Raw genomic sequence first — 15,936 nt, forward strand, 5'->3', positions numbered from 1 at the left:
CCGGCCGCAGAACGAATAGGTTCGGCACGGACGATCGATCGGCCGAGAACGGCCGCTGGAAACTGGTAAATGAGCAAAACCCTTCTCGAAATGCGGAGCATCACGAAGACGTTCCCGGGCGTCAAGGCGCTCGACGACGTCAATCTGAAGGTTCGCGAAGGCGAGATCCACGCCCTTGTCGGCGAAAACGGCGCCGGCAAATCGACCCTCATGAAAGTGCTGAGCGGCGTCTACCCGGCCGGAAGCTACGAGGGCGAGATTCATTTCGACGGCGAGCTTCGCCGCTTCTCGACGATCTCTGACAGCGAGCATCTGGGAATCATCATCATTCACCAGGAGCTGGCGCTCGTCCCGCTCCTGTCGATCGCCGAGAATATCTTCCTCGGCAACGAGGTCGCGACGAACGGCGTCGTCGATTGGAAGCAGACCTTCCGCCGCACGCAGCAGCTCCTCGACAAGGTCGGCCTCAGCGAGCCGCCGGGCACGCTGATTACCGATATCGGCGTCGGCAAGCAGCAATTGGTCGAGATCGCCAAGGCGCTGTCCAAGAAGGTGCGGCTGCTCATCCTCGACGAGCCGACGGCCTCGCTCAACGAGAAGGATTCCGATGCGCTCCTGAAGCTGCTCATGGAATTCCGCAATCAGGGCATGACCTCGATCATCATTTCGCACAAGCTGAACGAGATCAAGAAAGTTGCCGACCAGATCACCATCCTGCGCGACGGCGGCACGGTCGAAACGCTCGACTGTCACACGCAGGACATCAGCGAGGACCGGATCATCAAGGGCATGGTCGGTCGCGAGATGGAGGACCGATATCCGGCGCGCGAGCCGAATATCGGTGAGGTGCTGCTGGAGGTGAAGAACTGGAACGTCTTCCACCAGCATCACCGCGACCGCCAGTTCCTGCATGACGTCAGCTTCAACGTGCGCGCCGGCGAAGTCGTCGGCATTGCGGGCCTTATGGGTGCCGGGCGGACCGAGACGGCCATGAGCCTCTTCGGCAAGTCCTGGGGTCACAAGATCACCGGCGACGTGACGATGCGCGGCGCGCCGGTCGATGTCAGCACAATCGAGAAGGCGATCAAGGCCGGGCTCGCCTATGTGACGGAGGACCGCAAGCAGCTCGGTCTCGTGCTGATCAACAACATCATGCACAACACGACGCTCGCCAACCTCAAGGGCGTGTCGCAGGCGACAATCATCGACAACCGCCAGGAGGCGAAAGTCGCATCGGGATACCGCTCGAAGCTCAGGATCAGATCGCACTCGATCTATCAGGAGGCCGTCAACCTTTCGGGCGGCAACCAGCAGAAGGTCGTGCTGTCGAAATGGCTGTTCACCAGCCCCGAGGTACTGATCCTCGACGAGCCGACGCGCGGCATCGATGTCGGCGCGAAGTTCGAAATCTACACAATCATCAACCAGCTTGCCGCCGAGGGCAAGGGCATCCTGATGATCTCATCGGAGATGCCGGAACTGCTCGGGACCTGCGATCGCATCTATGTCATGAATGAAGGGCGCATCGTGGCCGAGCTTTCCAAGGCGGAAGCAAGCCAGGAATCCATCATGCGCGCCATCATGCGCTCCGGGGAGAAACACTAATGGCCACCGACACGACGCTCCAGAGAACCCAGCCTTCGGTGGGAGACTATCTGAAGAAGAACATCCGCGAATACGGGCTGCTCGTCGCCCTCGTCGTGATCATGATCTTCTTCCAGGTCATCACCAACGGCGTGCTCTTCCGGCCGATCAACATCACCAACCTGGTGCTGCAGAACTCGTTCATCGTCATCATGGCGCTTGGCATGCTGCTCATCATCGTGGCGGGGCATATCGACCTGTCGGTCGGCTCGATCGTCGCCTTTATCGGCGCGATCTCGGCGATCATGCTCGTCAAATGGCAGGTGCCGGCCGTCGTGGTGGTACCGGCCTGTATCCTCGTCGGTGCCGCCATGGGGGCCGCCCAGGGCTATTGGGTCGCCTACCAAAAGATACCGGCCTTCATCGTCACGCTCGCCGGCATGCTGGTCTTCCGCGGCATGACCTATGTGGTGCTCGGCGGTCGTCCGGTCGGCCCGTTCCCGAAGGATTTCCAGATCCTCTCGACCGGCTTCATTCCGGATTTCCTGTCCTTCACCGATCCGGAAACGAGCATCATCAAGAATTATGTCGCCCTGGTCGCCATCGTTCTGCTTGTCGCCTATGCGGTCTATGCCGGCCTGCGCGAGCGGCGGCTCAACACGCTGCACGAGACGGAGAACGAGCCCTTCGTGTTCTTCGCCGTGCAGATGGCGGTCATCGGGCTTGTCGCCATCTTCCTCGGCTTCCAGCTCTCGACCTACCGCGGCCTGCCGAACGTGCTCGTCGTCATGGGCGTGCTGATCGCGCTCTACACCTTCGTGACGACCCGCACGACGATCGGCCGGCGGATCTACGCGATGGGTGGCAACGAGAAGGCCGCGAAGCTCTCGGGCATCAACACCGAGCGGCTCACCTTCTACACCTTCGTCAATATGGGCGCGCTCGCCGCACTCGCCGGCATGATCATCGCGGCCCGCCTGAACTCGGCAACACCGAAGGCCGGCGTCGGCTTCGAGCTCGACGTCATCGCCGCGTGCTTCATCGGCGGCGCTTCGGCCTCCGGTGGCGTCGGCAAGATCACCGGTGCCGTCATCGGCGCCTTCATCATGGGCGTCATGAACAACGGCATGTCGATCATGGGCATCGGCATCGACTACCAGCAGCTCATCAAGGGCCTGGTGCTGCTCGCTGCCGTGTTCTTCGACGTCTACAACAAGAACAAGGGCTGACCAGAGACGGCCGGCCCAAGCAGGCTGCAGCAAGAATTCAATGGCCGCCCGGCGGCCGGTGCGGGGGCGCGAGTCCCGGCTCATGCGGAGCTTTGGCCGGAGAGCCGGGCCGTTAGGAAGGAAACGAAAATGCTGATTTCGCAGGTTGGCAACGCCGACGGTTCGATCACCGTGGTCGTGCGCGAGGACGGCGGCAAGGGCCGCGCGGTCAGGAATGCGCCGAGCGTCTATGCCCTCGCCATGGAGGCTGCCGACGGCGGCCTGTCGCTGAAGGCGATCGTCGATGCGAAGGGGCTCGGCGACGCGGTCGATCTCGATGCGGCCTATGCCGCGGGCCGGCTGCTTGCGCCGATCACCCATCCGGATCCTGCGCACCTGCACCTGACCGGCACCGGCCTTACCCACCTCGGTTCCGCGGCGACGCGCGATTCGATGCACAAGAAGACGACGGAAGCGGCCGAAGAGACGCTGACCGATTCCATGAAGATGTTCCGCATGGGCCTTGAAGGCGGCAAACCGAAGGCCGGCGAGACGGGCGTGCAGCCGGAATGGTTCTACAAGGGCAACGGCACCCAGTCGGTCGCGCCCGGCGCCGCGCTTACCTCGCCCTCCTTCGCGCTCGACGGCGGCGAGGAGCCGGAAATGGCGGGTATCTACGTGATTGCCAGCGACGGCAGCCCGTTCCGCATCGGCTTTGCCGTGTCGAACGAGTTCTCCGACCACGTGACGGAACGGATCAACTATCTCTACCTCGCCCATTCGAAGCTCAGGCAGGCGAGCTTCGGGCCGGAGATCCGCGTCGGCGCCGCGCCGGACGACATCCGCGGCTTCTCGCGCATTCTGCGCGGCGGCACGGTTCTCTGGGAGAAGCCGTTCCTTTCCGGCGAGGCGAACATGTCCCACACCTTCGCCAATCTCGAATATCACCACTTCAAGTACGGTCTCTTCCGCGCGCCGGGCGACGTGCATGTGCACATGTTCGGCACGGCGACGCTGTCCTTCGGTGACGGCATCCGCACGGAGGAGGGCGACGTTTTCGAAATCGGCGCGGGCGGCTTCGGCCTGCCGCTGCGCAATCCGCTGGCGGTCGCCCCGCAAGAAAAGATCGTAGTCCGCCAATTGTAACCGACGCGGGACCGCCGAGCGGTCCCTGGAATGACAGGAGGCCAACAAGCCCATGACCATCCACCAGAACCTGATCGCCGGCGAATGGGTCGGCTCGGACGCCGTCAAGAACATCAACCCGTCGAACACCAATGACGTCGTTGGCGAATACGCGCGCGCCTCGGCCGACGATGCGAAGAACGCGATCGCGGCCGCGAAGGCTGCATTCCCGGCCTGGTCGCGCTCCGGCATTCTCGAGCGCCATGCGATCCTGAGGAAGACCGCCGACGAGATCATGGCCCGCAAGGACGAACTCGGCCGGCTGCTCTCGCGCGAAGAGGGCAAGACGCTGGCCGAAGGCATCGGCGAGACCGTGCGCGCCGGCCAGATCTTCGATTTCTTCGCGGGCGAGGCGCTGCGCCTTGCAGGCGAGACCATCCCCTCCGTGCGTCCGAACATCGGCATCGAGATTACCCGCGAGGGCGTCGGCGTCGTCGGCATCATCACGCCCTGGAACTTCCCGATCGCCATTCCCGCCTGGAAGATCGCGCCGGCGCTCTGCTACGGCAACACCGTCGTCTTCAAGCCGGCCGAACTCGTGCCGGGCTGCTCCTGGGCGATCGTCGACATCCTGCACCGCGCCGGCCTGCCGAAGGGCGTCCTGAACCTCGTCATGGGCAAGGGCTCGGTCGTCGGCCAGGCGATGCTCGACAGCCCGGACGTGCAGGCGATCACCTTCACCGGCTCGACCGGCACGGGAAAACGCGTCGCCGCCGCCTCCATCGAGCATAACCGCAAGTTCCAGCTCGAGATGGGCGGCAAGAACCCCTTCGTCGTGCTCGATGACGCGGATCTGACTGTCGCGGTCGAGGCGGCCGCCAATTCGGCCTTCTTCTCGACCGGCCAGCGCTGCACGGCGTCGTCGCGCCTGATCGTGACGGAAGGCATCCACGACAGGTTCGTCGCCGCGATGACCGAGCGCCTGAAGGGCATCGTCGTCGACGACGCGCTGAAGGCCGGCACGCATATCGGTCCGGTGGTCGACGAAAGCCAGCTCAAGCAGGACACGGACTATATCGAGATCGGCAAGCAGGAGGGCGCCAGGCTCGCCTTCGGCGGCGATCTCCTGAAGCGCGACAATCCGGGCTTCTATCTCCAGCCGGCGCTTTTCACCGAGGCCACCAACCAGATGCGCATCTCGCGCGAGGAGATCTTCGGGCCGGTCGCTTCGGTCATCCGGGTGAAGGACTATGACGAGGCGCTTGCCGTTGCCAACGACACGTCCTTCGGCCTCTCTTCCGGCATCGCCACGACGAGCCTCAAGCATGCGACGCATTTCAAGCGCAATGCGGAGGCCGGCATGGTGATGGTCAACCTGCCGACGGCGGGTGTCGACTTCCACGTGCCGTTCGGCGGCCGCAAGGGCTCGTCCTACGGCCCGCGCGAGCAGGGCAAATACGCCAGCGAATTCTACACAACCGTCAAGACCGCCTACACGCTGGCGTGAGACAAAGGCCGCCCGGTCCGGTGCATATCGGCCCGGGCGGTCCCTTCAGGGATTTCGATGAATGAAGAAGAAAGCTGAGTGGCCGCGTAAGCTCCGGTCGCAGGAATGGTACGGTGGCACGAGCCGCGACGTGATCTATCACCGCGGCTGGCTGAAGAACCAAGGGTATCCGCACGATCTGTTCGACGGACGCCCGGTTATCGGCATCCTCAACACCTGGTCGGACATGACGCCGTGCAACGGCCACCTGCGCGAACTCGCCGAAAAGGTGAAGGCCGGCGTATGGGAGGCTGGCGGTTTCCCGCTGGAGGTGCCGGTGTTCTCGGCCTCCGAAAACACCTTCCGCCCGACCGCGATGATGTACCGCAACCTTGCCGCGCTCGCGGTTGAGGAAGCGATCCGCGGCCAGCCGATGGACGGCTGCGTGCTCATGGTCGGCTGCGACAAGACCACGCCGTCGCTGCTCATGGGGGCAGCCTCGGTCGATCTGCCCTCGATCGTCGTCACCGGCGGCCCGATGCTGAACGGCTACTTCCGCGGCGAGCGCGTCGGCTCCGGCACGCATCTCTGGAAATTTTCCGAAATGGTGAAGGCCGGGCAGATGACGCAGGCCGAGTTCCTCGAGGCGGAGGCCTCGATGAGCCGTTCGTCGGGCACCTGCAATACCATGGGCACCGCGTCTACCATGGCGTCCATGGCGGAGGCGCTGGGCATGGCGCTCTCCGGCAACGCCGCAATTCCGGCGGTCGATTCCCGCCGCAGGGTCATGGCGCAACTGACCGGACGGCGTATCGTCCAAATGGTCAAGGACGACCTGAAACCCTCCGAGATATTGGTAAAGGAGGCCTTCGAGAACGCCATCCGCACCAACGCGGCGATCGGCGGCTCGACCAACGCCGTGATCCACCTGCTCGCCATCGCCGGGCGGGTCGGCGTCGACCTGACGCTGGACGACTGGGACCGCTGCGGCCGCGACATCCCAACCATCGTCAACCTGATGCCGTCGGGCGAATACCTGATGGAGGAGTTCTTCTATGCCGGCGGCCTGCCGGTGGTGCTGAAGCGCCTCGGCGAGGCGGGCCTTCTGCACAAGGACGCGCTGACGGTGTCCGGCGAAACGATGTGGGACGAGGTCAAGGACGTCGTCAACTGGAACGAGGATGTGATCCTGCCCGCCGAAAAGGCATTGACGCAGTCGGGCGGCATCGTCGTGCTGCGCGGCAATCTCGCGCCGAAGGGTGCGGTGCTGAAGCCGTCGGCCGCCTCGCCGCATCTTTTGGTGCACCGGGGCAGGGCGGTCGTGTTCGAGGACATCGACGACTACAAGGCCAAGATCAACGACGACACTCTCGATATCGACGAGACCTGCGTCATGGTCATGAAGAACTGTGGGCCGAAAGGCTATCCGGGCATGGCCGAGGTCGGCAACATGGGGCTTCCTCCAAAAGTGCTCAAGAAGGGCATCACCGACATGGTGCGCATCTCCGACGCGCGCATGTCGGGCACGGCCTATGGCACCGTCGTGCTGCACACGTCGCCGGAAGCGGCGGTCGGCGGACCGCTTGCGGTCGTCAGGAACGGCGACATGATCGAGATGGACGTGCCGAACCGTCGCCTGCATCTCGACATTTCCGAGGAAGAGTTGGCGCGCCGGCTTGCCGCGTGGAAGCCGAGCCACGATTTGCCGGCCTCCGGCTATGCCTGGCTGCACCAGCAGCATGTCCAGGGGGCCGACACCGGCGCCGACCTCGACTTCCTCAAGGGATGCCGCGGCAATGCAGTCGGCAAGGACAGCCACTAGCGGGCCGGAAATCCAAGACATCCAACCGGTGAGGGGGCGAGTACAACTCTCAGCCCCCAACCTGAATCCGGAACACTTTCTGCCGCAGGTATCAGTCGCAAAACGTGGACTTTTGCACCTGACTTTTGCGACAGAAGTTCCCTCGGCTTTCCAGTGGCGGCATCCTTGGCGCGAAGTCAGGATTTACGCGACAGATAGGCAGCTTTGCGCAAACAGCGCCATTGCCAAAAAGAACGCGATCGAGAATTTCTGCATAAGCTTTATTCATGAGACCGATAGATGCTGCACGATGGATTCCTGGTGACACAGGCAATAGGCTGATCGGCATTAAGATCAGGCAGCTGGATTCAGCCGGTTTGGCGGGGTTAGCTCAATATTGAAAAGGTTTTCTATGCCTCTTCTCGATGCGAAAGCGGTTCACCCGATTACCCTGCCCGATGGCACTGTCTATTCGGATACGGTGTACCTGAAGAACGTCATCGACCATCCGCGCATGGAGGTCGGCGACTTCAGCTATTATACGCATTCCGGAAAGCCCGAGGAGACCGCTGCAATTCTGGCGCCGTATCTCGGTCACAGCGTGCGCGAGCGGCTGGTCATTGGCAGATTTGTCCAGATCGCCAGGGGGAGCTACTTCATCACCAGTTCGGCCAATCATCCAATGACGGGCTTCACCACATACCCGTTTCGCATCTTCAAACCCGAAACCTTCGGCTACAAGGATCTGCCCGTAAAGGATACGGTTGTGGGGCACGACGTATGGATCGGCCAGAACGCGGCGATCATGCCGGGTGTCCATGTTGGTGCCGGCGCGATTGTTGCGGCCGCCTCCGTGGTTGTCCGCGACGTGCCGGCTTACGCAGTTGTTGGAGGAAATCCAGCTGCGATCATCCGGATGCGCTATCCTGACGAGATCATAGGCGAGCTTCTTGACGTCGCATGGTGGGATTGGCCGATCGATAAAATCGAAGCCAATTTAACGGCACTCAGCAGCGGCGACATGGCTGCATTGAGGCTAGCCTGAGTTGTTGGCATGCTCATCCGTTTTGGGCCACACCGCACGGACGCCGTGTCGCAAACTCCCGATCAAGGCGACAGTTTTGCGGCCAAAATTTCGACATCGCAAAACGAACGTTCCGCGACAGGCGAGTGCGCTGAATGCTTCACGAAAATATTTCCGGCAAGACAGACCGCCTGAAACGTCCAGGCCGCCAGAGGAGAATCCGGCATCAATCTCTGCCTGGATTCCGCATTTAAGTCAGGCGCTGGCAAGTTCGGGGCTGGGGGCAAATCCCCGCCGTCTCTTTTGACCACCGGCACTGACCGGCGTTTTTCAATTCACCCGGCACGGCGTCCGTTGCTCCGACGGCATTTCCCGCGGAGCGCGCGACGCGCGAGCCCCTCTCAGTTCTGGCTCTGCGACTGGCTCTGTCCCGCCTCTTCCACCCGGATCGCCACGCTCATCGTCTCGGCGGTCCTGCCCATGACCATGCCGGAGATGGGCGCGGCATCCTTGTAGTCGAGGCCAGTGGAAAGGCGGACGTATCGATCGTCCGGGCAGATGTCGTTTGCCGCGTCGAAGCCGACCCAGCCGAGACCCTGGAGGTGAACCTCCGCCCAGGCATGGCTTGCCGTCTGCTCCGCGCCTTCGTTCATCAGCAGGTAGCCGGAAACGTAGCGCGCGGGCAGCCTGGCCTGCCGGGCGGCCGCGATCAAAATGTGGGCATGGTCCTGGCAGACGCCGACCCTGCGCTCCAGCGCCTGTTCCGCCGTCGTCTCGGACCCCGTCTCTCCGGGCTTGTACTCGACGGAGGCGTGCACGGCCTGCATCAGCGCGTGCATCCGGGCGAGGCCGCCGTCGCCCTCGATGGAGCGGGCGAACTCCTTGACGAGCTTGCCCGCCTTTGTCAGCGGCGTCTCGCGCAGGTAGAGCCAGAGCGGTACGAAGCCCTGGTGCGGCCCGAAGACGCCGGCACGGTCCTCGGTCTCCACCTCGCCTTCCGCCACGATGCGGATCGTCACCTGGTCGGCATTCGTGCTGACAAGGTCGACGTGGTTGCCGAAATGGTCGACATAGCCCGCCTCGAGATGGGCGCCGTGCACGGTCGTCGTCCAGTCGAGCACCGTCTGGCCGGGCTGGCTGCGCGGCGTCAGGCGCAGGCGCTGCAGCGAGTATTGTACCGGGTCGGCATAGTGATACTCGGTCGTATGGCTGATTTTCAGTCGCATCGTCTTTCGCCCTCCACCTGTCGCAGCCCGCTCTATTGATAGAAGCGGTAGCCGTCCGAGATTTCCTGTCCCAGCCGGTTGTTGTGGACGATGAACTCCTCGATGAATTCGTGCAGCCCCTGTTCCATGATCTCATGGATCGAGCGGTTGCGCAAAAGCATCAGCGTCGCCGACGCCGTTTCATGGGCATTGTGCGTCTCGCCGTAGACCTGCGCCAGATAGCCGAGATTGCTGACGATCTTGTCGTAGCTGTAGGCGAGCGACCGCGGCATGCGGCCGTTGAGGATCAGGAAGTCGGCGATGTTGGCCGGCGTGTATTCACCGTCGTAGACCCAGCCGTAGGAGCGGTGCGCGGAGACGGAGCGCAGGATCGATTCCCACTGCAGATTGTCGAGCGACGAGCCCACCTTGGCGATCGCCGGCAGCAGCACGTAATATTTGACGTCCAGGATGCGCGCCGTGTTGTCGGCCCGCTCGATGAAGGTGCCGATGCGGGAGAAATTGTAGATGTCGTCCCGCAGCATCGTCCCGTGGAAGGCGCCGCGGATGAGCCCGGCACGCCGCTTGATGACGTCGATCACCTCCGGCATGTCGGCCGGCTTGACGCGGCGCGAAAGCAACTGTTTCAGCTCGATCCAGCACTCGTTCGTCGCTTCCCAGGTCTCGCGCGTCAGCGCGGTCCTGACCATGCGGGCGTTGTTGCGGGCGGATTCGACGCAGGACATCACGCTCGACGGGTTCGCCCGGTCGCGCAGGAGATAGTCGATGGCGTCGGCGCTGCTCAGCGTGTCGTGGACCTTGTCGTAGTCCTCGCGCACGCCGGCGCTCTGCAGAACGCCGTCCCAGTCGTCTTCCGTGGCGCCGGAGCGGGTGAGCGCCATGCGCAGGCCGGCGTCGATGAGCCGGGCGATGTTCTCGCCACGCTCGATATAGCGGAACATCCAGTAGAGTCCGTTGGCAGTTCTTCCGAGCATGGCCGATCAGTCCTCCAGAACCCAGGTGTCCTTGGTGCCGCCACCCTGGCTGGAATTGACGACCAGCGAGCCCTGCTTGAGCGCGACACGGGTCAGTCCGCCGGGGATGATCTGCACCTTGTCCGAGACGAGGACATAGGGACGGAGATCGACATGCCGGGGCGCGATGCCCTTGTTGACGAGGATCGGAACGGTGGAGAGCGACAGCGTCGGCTGCGCGATGTAGTTGCCGGGGCGGGCCTTCAGCTTTTCGGCGAAGACGGCCCGCTCCTTGCGGCTGGCGGTCGGGCCGACGAGCATGCCGTAGCCGCCCGAGCCGTGTACTTCCTTGACCACGAGTTCCTCGATATGCTCCAGCACGTATTTCAGGCTGTCGGCCTCCGAACAGCGCCAGGTCGGCACGTTCTCGAGCAGCGCCTTGCGGCCGGTATAGAATTCGACGATCTCCGGCATGTAGGAATAGATCGCCTTGTCGTCGGAGATGCCGGTGCCGGGCGCGTTGGCGATCGTGATGTTGCCGGCGCGGTAGACATCCATGATCCCCGGAACGCCGAGCGCCGAATCCGGGCGGAAGGTGAGGGGATCGAGGAAGTCGTCGTCGACGCGGCGGTAGAGCACGTCGATTGCCTCGTAGCCGCGCGTGGTGCGCATCTTCACCTTGCCGTCGATGACGCGCAGGTCCGAGCCCTCGACGAGCTCGACGCCCATCATGTCGGCGAGGAAGGAGTGTTCGTAATAGGCGGAGTTGTAGATGCCGGGCGTCAGAACGGCGACGCGCGGCTTGCCGGTGCAGCCCGCCGGGGCGAGCGACGCAAGGCTCTGGCGCAGGAGCTTCGGATAGTCCTCGACGGGGCGGACGCGGTTCCGGTGGAAGAGCTCCGGAAACATCTGCATCATCGTCTCCCGGTTCTCCAGCATGTAGCTGACACCGGACGGCGTGCGGGCATTGTCCTCCAGCACGTAGAACTGGTCCTCGCCGGTGCGCACGATGTCGGTGCCGACGATATGGGTATAAACGCCGCCCGGCGGCTTGAAGCCGATCATCTGCGGCAGGAAGGCCTCGTTGCGTTCGATGAGTTCGGCAGGAATGCGGCCGGCCTTGACGATCTCCTGCTTGTGGTAGATGTCATCGAGAAAGGCGTTGAGCGCGATCACGCGCTGTTCGATCCCCTGGGCCAGCTTGCGCCATTCGCGGCCGGAAATGATGCGGGGGATGATGTCGAAGGGGATGAGCTTTTCGGAGGAGTCGGCGTGGCCGTAGACTGCGAAGGTGATACCCGTCTTGCGGAAGAGGTTCTCGGCATCCCTTGATTTTGCGATCAGTCTGGCCCGGTCCTGGGCGGAGTACCAATCGTGGTATGCTTCATAAGGCTGCCGCGGATTGGAGTCCGCGTTTATCATTTCATCAAATGCCAACGGCGTGTTCCCCATTTTTCGCCATTTGAGTACAACGCAGATGGCAATGCAAGAACCATGCTCAGTTGCGGTTCAAGAATCTTGCCGGCCGCTCTTTTGTCGTGAGTTTGCGCATTTGCCGAATTGCGCGGCATATTTCCGGCGGCCGGCAGGCAGAAGATGCAAGATGAATTGCGCCGGCGGCCATTGCAGGCTCGAGCCTCTGCCGATGTGCTGGGCGAATGCCGATTTGTTGGGCTGTCCTGGCGTGCGCCGGGCTGACAATAGCCATCAATTTTATTCCTTTGACCATCGATGCCGGCCCGCCTACAGGCTGCGGCTCACCCATCGCCTTTTCCCGGAGTCCCCATGACGCTGGACCGCCTGGCCCCGGCCATTTTCGTTCTGCTGTGGTCGACCGGCTGGGTCGTCGCCAAGTTCGGCGGCATCGTCTCCGAGCCGCTCACCTTCCTGTCGGTTCGCTATGCGGTGGCGGCGGCGCTGTTTGCCGGTCTCTGTCTCGCCATGGGCGTCGCCTGGCCGCGCGAGCGCCGCGTGATCGCGCATGCGGTCGTGTCCGGAGCCTTCCTGCACGGCTTCTATCTGGCGGCGGTCTGGTGGGCGATCGGGCAGGGCGTGCCGGCGGCGCTGTCCGGCATCATCGCGGCGCTGCAGCCGCTGATGACGGCCTTTGCCGCCCCCTATTTCATCGGCGAGCGCCTGACGCGCCAGCAGAAGCTTGGCCTGTGTCTCGGTTTTGCCGGCGTGCTCATCGCCGTGCTGCCGAAATTTTTCGGCGCCGCTTCCGCCGAAGTGGTCGGTTTCGCCCTGCTCGTGAACGTGCTCGGCATGGTTTCGGTCACCTACGGCACGATCTATCAGAAACAGCATCTCCACAGCGGCGACATCAGGGCGATCGCGACGCTGCAATATATCGGGGCGCTGGCGGTGACCTTTCCCGTCGCCATGGCCCTGGAGACGGTGCGGGTAGAGCCGAACTGGGGCTTTCTTGCCCTCATTCTCTGGTCGGTCGTCGGCATTTCGATGGGGGCGATCCTGCTCCTTCTCTATCTGCTGCGGAGGGGCCAGGTGGCGCGGGCGGCGTCGCTCATCTATCTCGTGCCGCCGCTTGCCGCCCTGCAGGCGGCCGCCGTCTTCGGGGAGGAGCTGACGCTGCCGATGATCGTCGGCACGGTGATCGTCGTTTCGGGCGTCTATCTCACCAACCGAAAGGGGCAGCCGACACCGCCTGCCGAGTAGCAAAACGCAAAGCGGCGGGTCGAAGCCCGCCGCCGTCGTGGTTTCTCTTCCCGGTCAGGCCGGCTCGCGCCGCTGGCCGCCGGCATTGCCGCTTCCCGAAGGCTTGCGGTTGCCGCCGTTGCCGGGCTTGCCGCCGCCATGGTTGCGGTTGCGCCAGTCGCCATGCTTCTGGGCCGCGCGGCCATGGGCGCGCTTCGGCTGGTGCGCATCCCGCGCGCCCGCTCCCGCCGCGTCCGGCCGGCGCTCCTGCTGTTTGCGACCGCCCTCGGAGGCCGCGCGTGCGCCGTCGTCGCCTCGTCCCTCACCATAGGGCTGGCGGGCGGGACGCGCATTGCCGTTCGGCCGGCCGCCGCCGCGGCCCTTCCTGGATTTGCCGCCGGGACCTGCGAGGCTCTCCGTCGGCGCCTCGCCGCTCGCGACTGCGATCTTGATGCCCATCAGCTTCTCGATGTCGCGCAGCAGGTGCGCTTCGTCCGGTGCGCAGAAGGCGATGGCGATGCCGGCGCGGCCGTTGCGGGCCGTACGGCCGATGCGGTGCACATAGGCGTCCGGCACTTCCGGCAGGTCGTAGTTGTAGACGTGGGTGACGCCCGGAATGTCGATGCCGCGGGCCGCGACGTCGGTCGCGACCAGCACGCGGATCTCGCCGTCGCGGAAGGCCTTGAGGGCGCGCTCGCGCTGGCCCTGGCTCTTGTTGCCGTGAATCGAGGCGGCCTTGAAGCCGATATGGTCGAGATGCTTCATCAGCTTCTCCGCACCGTGCTTGGTGCGGGAGAAGACGAGCGACAGGCCGTCCGGGTTGGCGGTGAGCGTCTGCTTGAGGATCTGTGTCTTCTGGTCCTTGCCGGGCACGAAGTGCACATACTGCTCCACCTTGTCGGCAGCCTTGCCGGGCGGGGTGACCTCGACCTTCTTCGGGTTCACGAGGTATTCGCCGGCCAGTTCGGCGATCAGCTTCGGCATGGTTGCCGAGAAGAGCAGAGTCTGGCGGGTCTTCGGCACGAGCTTCGAGATCTTGCGGAGATCATGGATGAAGCCGAGGTCGAGCATCTGGTCGGCTTCGTCGAGCACGAGATAGCGGGCCTGCGTCAACGTCACGGCCTTGCGGGAAATGAGGTCGAGCAGGCGGCCGGGCGTGGCAACGAGGATGTCGGTGCCGCGGCCGAGCATCTCCGACTGCTTGTTGATCGAGGCTCCGCCGACGACGGTGACGACGCGCAGCGGGGTCTTCTTGACGAAGTCGCGCAGGTTGTCGGCGATCTGGTTTACGAGTTCGCGCGTCGGCGCGAGGATGAGGGCGCGGATGTTGCGCGGATCGGGTCGGCGGCTATCCGCAAGCAGCTTCTCGATCATCGGCAGGCCGAAGGCGGCCGTCTTGCCGGTACCGGTCTGGGCGAGACCGATCAGGTCGCTGCCTTCCAGAACGAGCGGAATGGCCTTCTCCTGGATCGGCGTCGCCTTTTCGAAGCCGAGTGCCGAGAGGGTGGCGACGATGGTCTTCGAGAGGCCGAGGTCGTGGAACGTGGTCAAATCAAATGCCTTTCGGGGCGCCAAACGCAATGTCCCGGAGCACACCATGCGCTTCCGGTTTCGTTCGGCGTCAAGAACCCCGCGTGAATTGGGAACTTGTGGGTTTAAGTGATTGCGTCTGCGCAGTATGCCGCACGACAGCGCGGTTCAGTCCGTTGCGCTGTCCTTCTTCAGCGGCCCGTTGATCTGGGGCGCAGGGGCTCGCTCACGCGGCGGCCGGAAGGTGACGCTGTCCTGCATGTCGTGGTTTCGGGGCGAAAAGTCAAGCGCTAGTTTTCGCAGGTGCGAAATCCGAGGGCCCTCCGTCCATCCGCAACAGGAAGTCGGCGGTCGCCGCGACGGTGCCGTTCACGAGGATATCGACGCGGTGCGCGCCCGGATAGTAGCGGCGCGTCGTGATCGGGCGGATCGCATGGTCCCGGGCGATCGCGAGGCTCGCGCCAGCCGGCAGCTCGAGCTGTTTCCACTTGAAGACCTTCGGCACCAGCGTGCCGTTCGCCTTTTGGTGATGGATGGCATAGTCGATCATCAGGTTGCGCGGCGCGTCGCTGCGGTTGACGAGGGTGACGGCCATTGCGAGCGTGCCGCCGTAGTCGATCTCCGCCGCGGCGAGTATCAGGTTTGCTTCGACGCCGGCGGTGCCGCCGAAGCCGAAATTGCCGAGCGCTGCGGCGTTGCCCTGCTTCAGAAGCGTTCGCGAAGCGTGACGCAGCAGCTGCCGCCGCTCGGCCGAGGCGGCGGGCAGGTGGGCGGCGACGAAATCCGTGACCACGTCCGGATGGTCCTTTGCGATGTCGTTCAGGCTGTTGGCGACGGAGCGGCGCACATAATCTTCCGGATCGTCGACAAGCGCGGTCAGGATCGGCAGGATCGGCAGCGGATCGCAGATCAGCGCCGGCAGCCGCATCGCCCAGGGCAGGCGCGGCCGCGTGCCTTCGCTGGCAAGACGCCGTACATGATGGTTCTCGTCCGTCACCCAGGTCGCGATCTCGGCAAGCGCGCGGTCCTGATCCGTCGCGATGAAGCGGCGGATGCCGAATTCGGCCGTGAAATGCGGCGTCAACCGTTTCAGGAGGGCAAGCGAGCGGTCGAAATGGCCGAGGCCATGGAGCGCGACGAACTGGTTGACCGGCAGCAGCGCCCATCCGGCCAGACCTCGTTCGCCGGCGTCCTGCGGCAGCGCCCGTTCCAGGATATCGGCCGCCAGGGGGAAATCGGCCGGCAGGGTGCGGTCGAGCGCCGCGCGGATCTGCTCCGCCCGCTGCATGAGTTCCAGCGCCTCCATTCCGTCGGCGGCGAGCGCGGCGAAGCGTTCCCGCTCGA

13 protein-coding genes are annotated in these 15,936 nt (G+C 64.0%); 7 read left to right on the forward strand and 6 right to left on the reverse strand.

Annotated features, from left to right (window positions below):
• Window positions 1–69: 69 nt before the first annotated feature.
• From mmsA to LXM94_RS02780, 6 genes are all read left to right on the forward strand, one after another.
• On the forward strand, window positions 70–1,605 hold the full coding sequence (gene mmsA / locus LXM94_RS02755; protein ID WP_235769618.1) for a multiple monosaccharide ABC transporter ATP-binding protein: 1,536 nt from the start codon (window positions 70–72) through the stop codon (window positions 1,603–1,605).
• Window positions 1,605–2,813 carry a multiple monosaccharide ABC transporter permease gene (mmsB, locus tag LXM94_RS02760; RefSeq protein WP_235769619.1) on the forward strand — a complete coding sequence of 403 codons (1,209 nt, stop codon included), beginning with the start codon at window positions 1,605–1,607 and terminating at the stop codon, window positions 2,811–2,813. Before mmsA ends, mmsB begins: the two co-directional genes overlap by 1 nt.
• A 129-nt stretch (window positions 2,814–2,942) precedes the next feature.
• Entirely contained in the window at window positions 2,943–3,938 is a 996-nt protein-coding gene (gene araD1 / locus LXM94_RS02765; RefSeq protein ID WP_235769620.1) for an AraD1 family protein, read from the forward strand.
• Window positions 3,939–3,990: 52 nt separating this feature from the next.
• On the forward strand, window positions 3,991–5,424 hold the full coding sequence (locus LXM94_RS02770) for an aldehyde dehydrogenase family protein (protein WP_235769621.1): 1,434 nt from the start codon (window positions 3,991–3,993) through the stop codon (window positions 5,422–5,424).
• A gap of 61 nt (window positions 5,425–5,485) precedes the next feature.
• Window positions 5,486–7,225, forward strand: coding sequence for an L-arabinonate dehydratase (araD, locus tag LXM94_RS02775; RefSeq protein ID WP_235769622.1), 1,740 nt, complete (start codon window positions 5,486–5,488; stop codon window positions 7,223–7,225).
• A gap of 391 nt (window positions 7,226–7,616) precedes the next feature.
• On the forward strand, window positions 7,617–8,249 hold the full coding sequence (locus tag LXM94_RS02780; protein ID WP_235769623.1) for a CatB-related O-acetyltransferase: 633 nt from the start codon (window positions 7,617–7,619) through the stop codon (window positions 8,247–8,249).
• 380 nt (window positions 8,250–8,629) lie between these two features.
• On the opposite strand, the gene LXM94_RS02785 is transcribed toward LXM94_RS02780, so the two are convergent.
• The 4 genes from LXM94_RS02785 to LXM94_RS02800 all read right to left on the reverse strand — a co-directional run bounded on the left by LXM94_RS02785 (window position 8,630) and on the right by LXM94_RS02800 (window position 12,172).
• A complete protein-coding gene (locus LXM94_RS02785; protein WP_235769624.1) occupies window positions 8,630–9,454 on the reverse strand; it encodes a transglutaminase family protein in 825 nt (274 codons plus the stop codon).
• 32 nt (window positions 9,455–9,486) lie between these two features.
• The gene (locus LXM94_RS02790) at window positions 9,487–10,428 is read right to left on the reverse strand and encodes an alpha-E domain-containing protein (protein ID WP_235769625.1); all 942 of its coding nucleotides are present in this window, start codon (window positions 10,426–10,428) and stop codon (window positions 9,487–9,489) included.
• 6 nt (window positions 10,429–10,434) lie between these two features.
• A complete protein-coding gene (locus tag LXM94_RS02795) occupies window positions 10,435–11,829 on the reverse strand; it encodes a circularly permuted type 2 ATP-grasp protein (RefSeq protein WP_235769664.1) in 1,395 nt (464 codons plus the stop codon).
• Window positions 11,830–11,905: 76 nt separating this feature from the next.
• Complete coding sequence (locus LXM94_RS02800) at window positions 11,906–12,172, reverse strand: hypothetical protein (RefSeq protein WP_235769626.1); 267 nt, start codon at window positions 12,170–12,172, stop codon at window positions 11,906–11,908.
• Between the two features lie 20 nt (window positions 12,173–12,192).
• On the opposite strand from LXM94_RS02800, the gene LXM94_RS02805 reads away from it, so the two are divergent.
• On the forward strand, window positions 12,193–13,083 hold the full coding sequence (locus tag LXM94_RS02805; protein ID WP_235769627.1) for a DMT family transporter: 891 nt from the start codon (window positions 12,193–12,195) through the stop codon (window positions 13,081–13,083).
• 54 nt (window positions 13,084–13,137) lie between these two features.
• On the opposite strand, the gene LXM94_RS02810 is transcribed toward LXM94_RS02805, so the two are convergent.
• Both LXM94_RS02810 and LXM94_RS02815 read right to left on the reverse strand, forming a co-directional pair.
• Window positions 13,138–14,613 carry a DEAD/DEAH box helicase gene (locus tag LXM94_RS02810; protein ID WP_235769628.1) on the reverse strand — a complete coding sequence of 492 codons (1,476 nt, stop codon included), beginning with the start codon at window positions 14,611–14,613 and terminating at the stop codon, window positions 13,138–13,140.
• A gap of 262 nt (window positions 14,614–14,875) precedes the next feature.
• The coding region (locus LXM94_RS02815) for a DNA alkylation repair protein (protein WP_235769629.1) at window positions 14,876–15,936 on the reverse strand (1,061 nt) is incomplete at its 5' end.

This window comes from Rhizobium alarense (assembly GCF_021555155.1).
GTDB classification, from domain to species: Bacteria; Pseudomonadota; Alphaproteobacteria; order Rhizobiales; family Rhizobiaceae; genus Rhizobium_D; species Rhizobium_D alarense.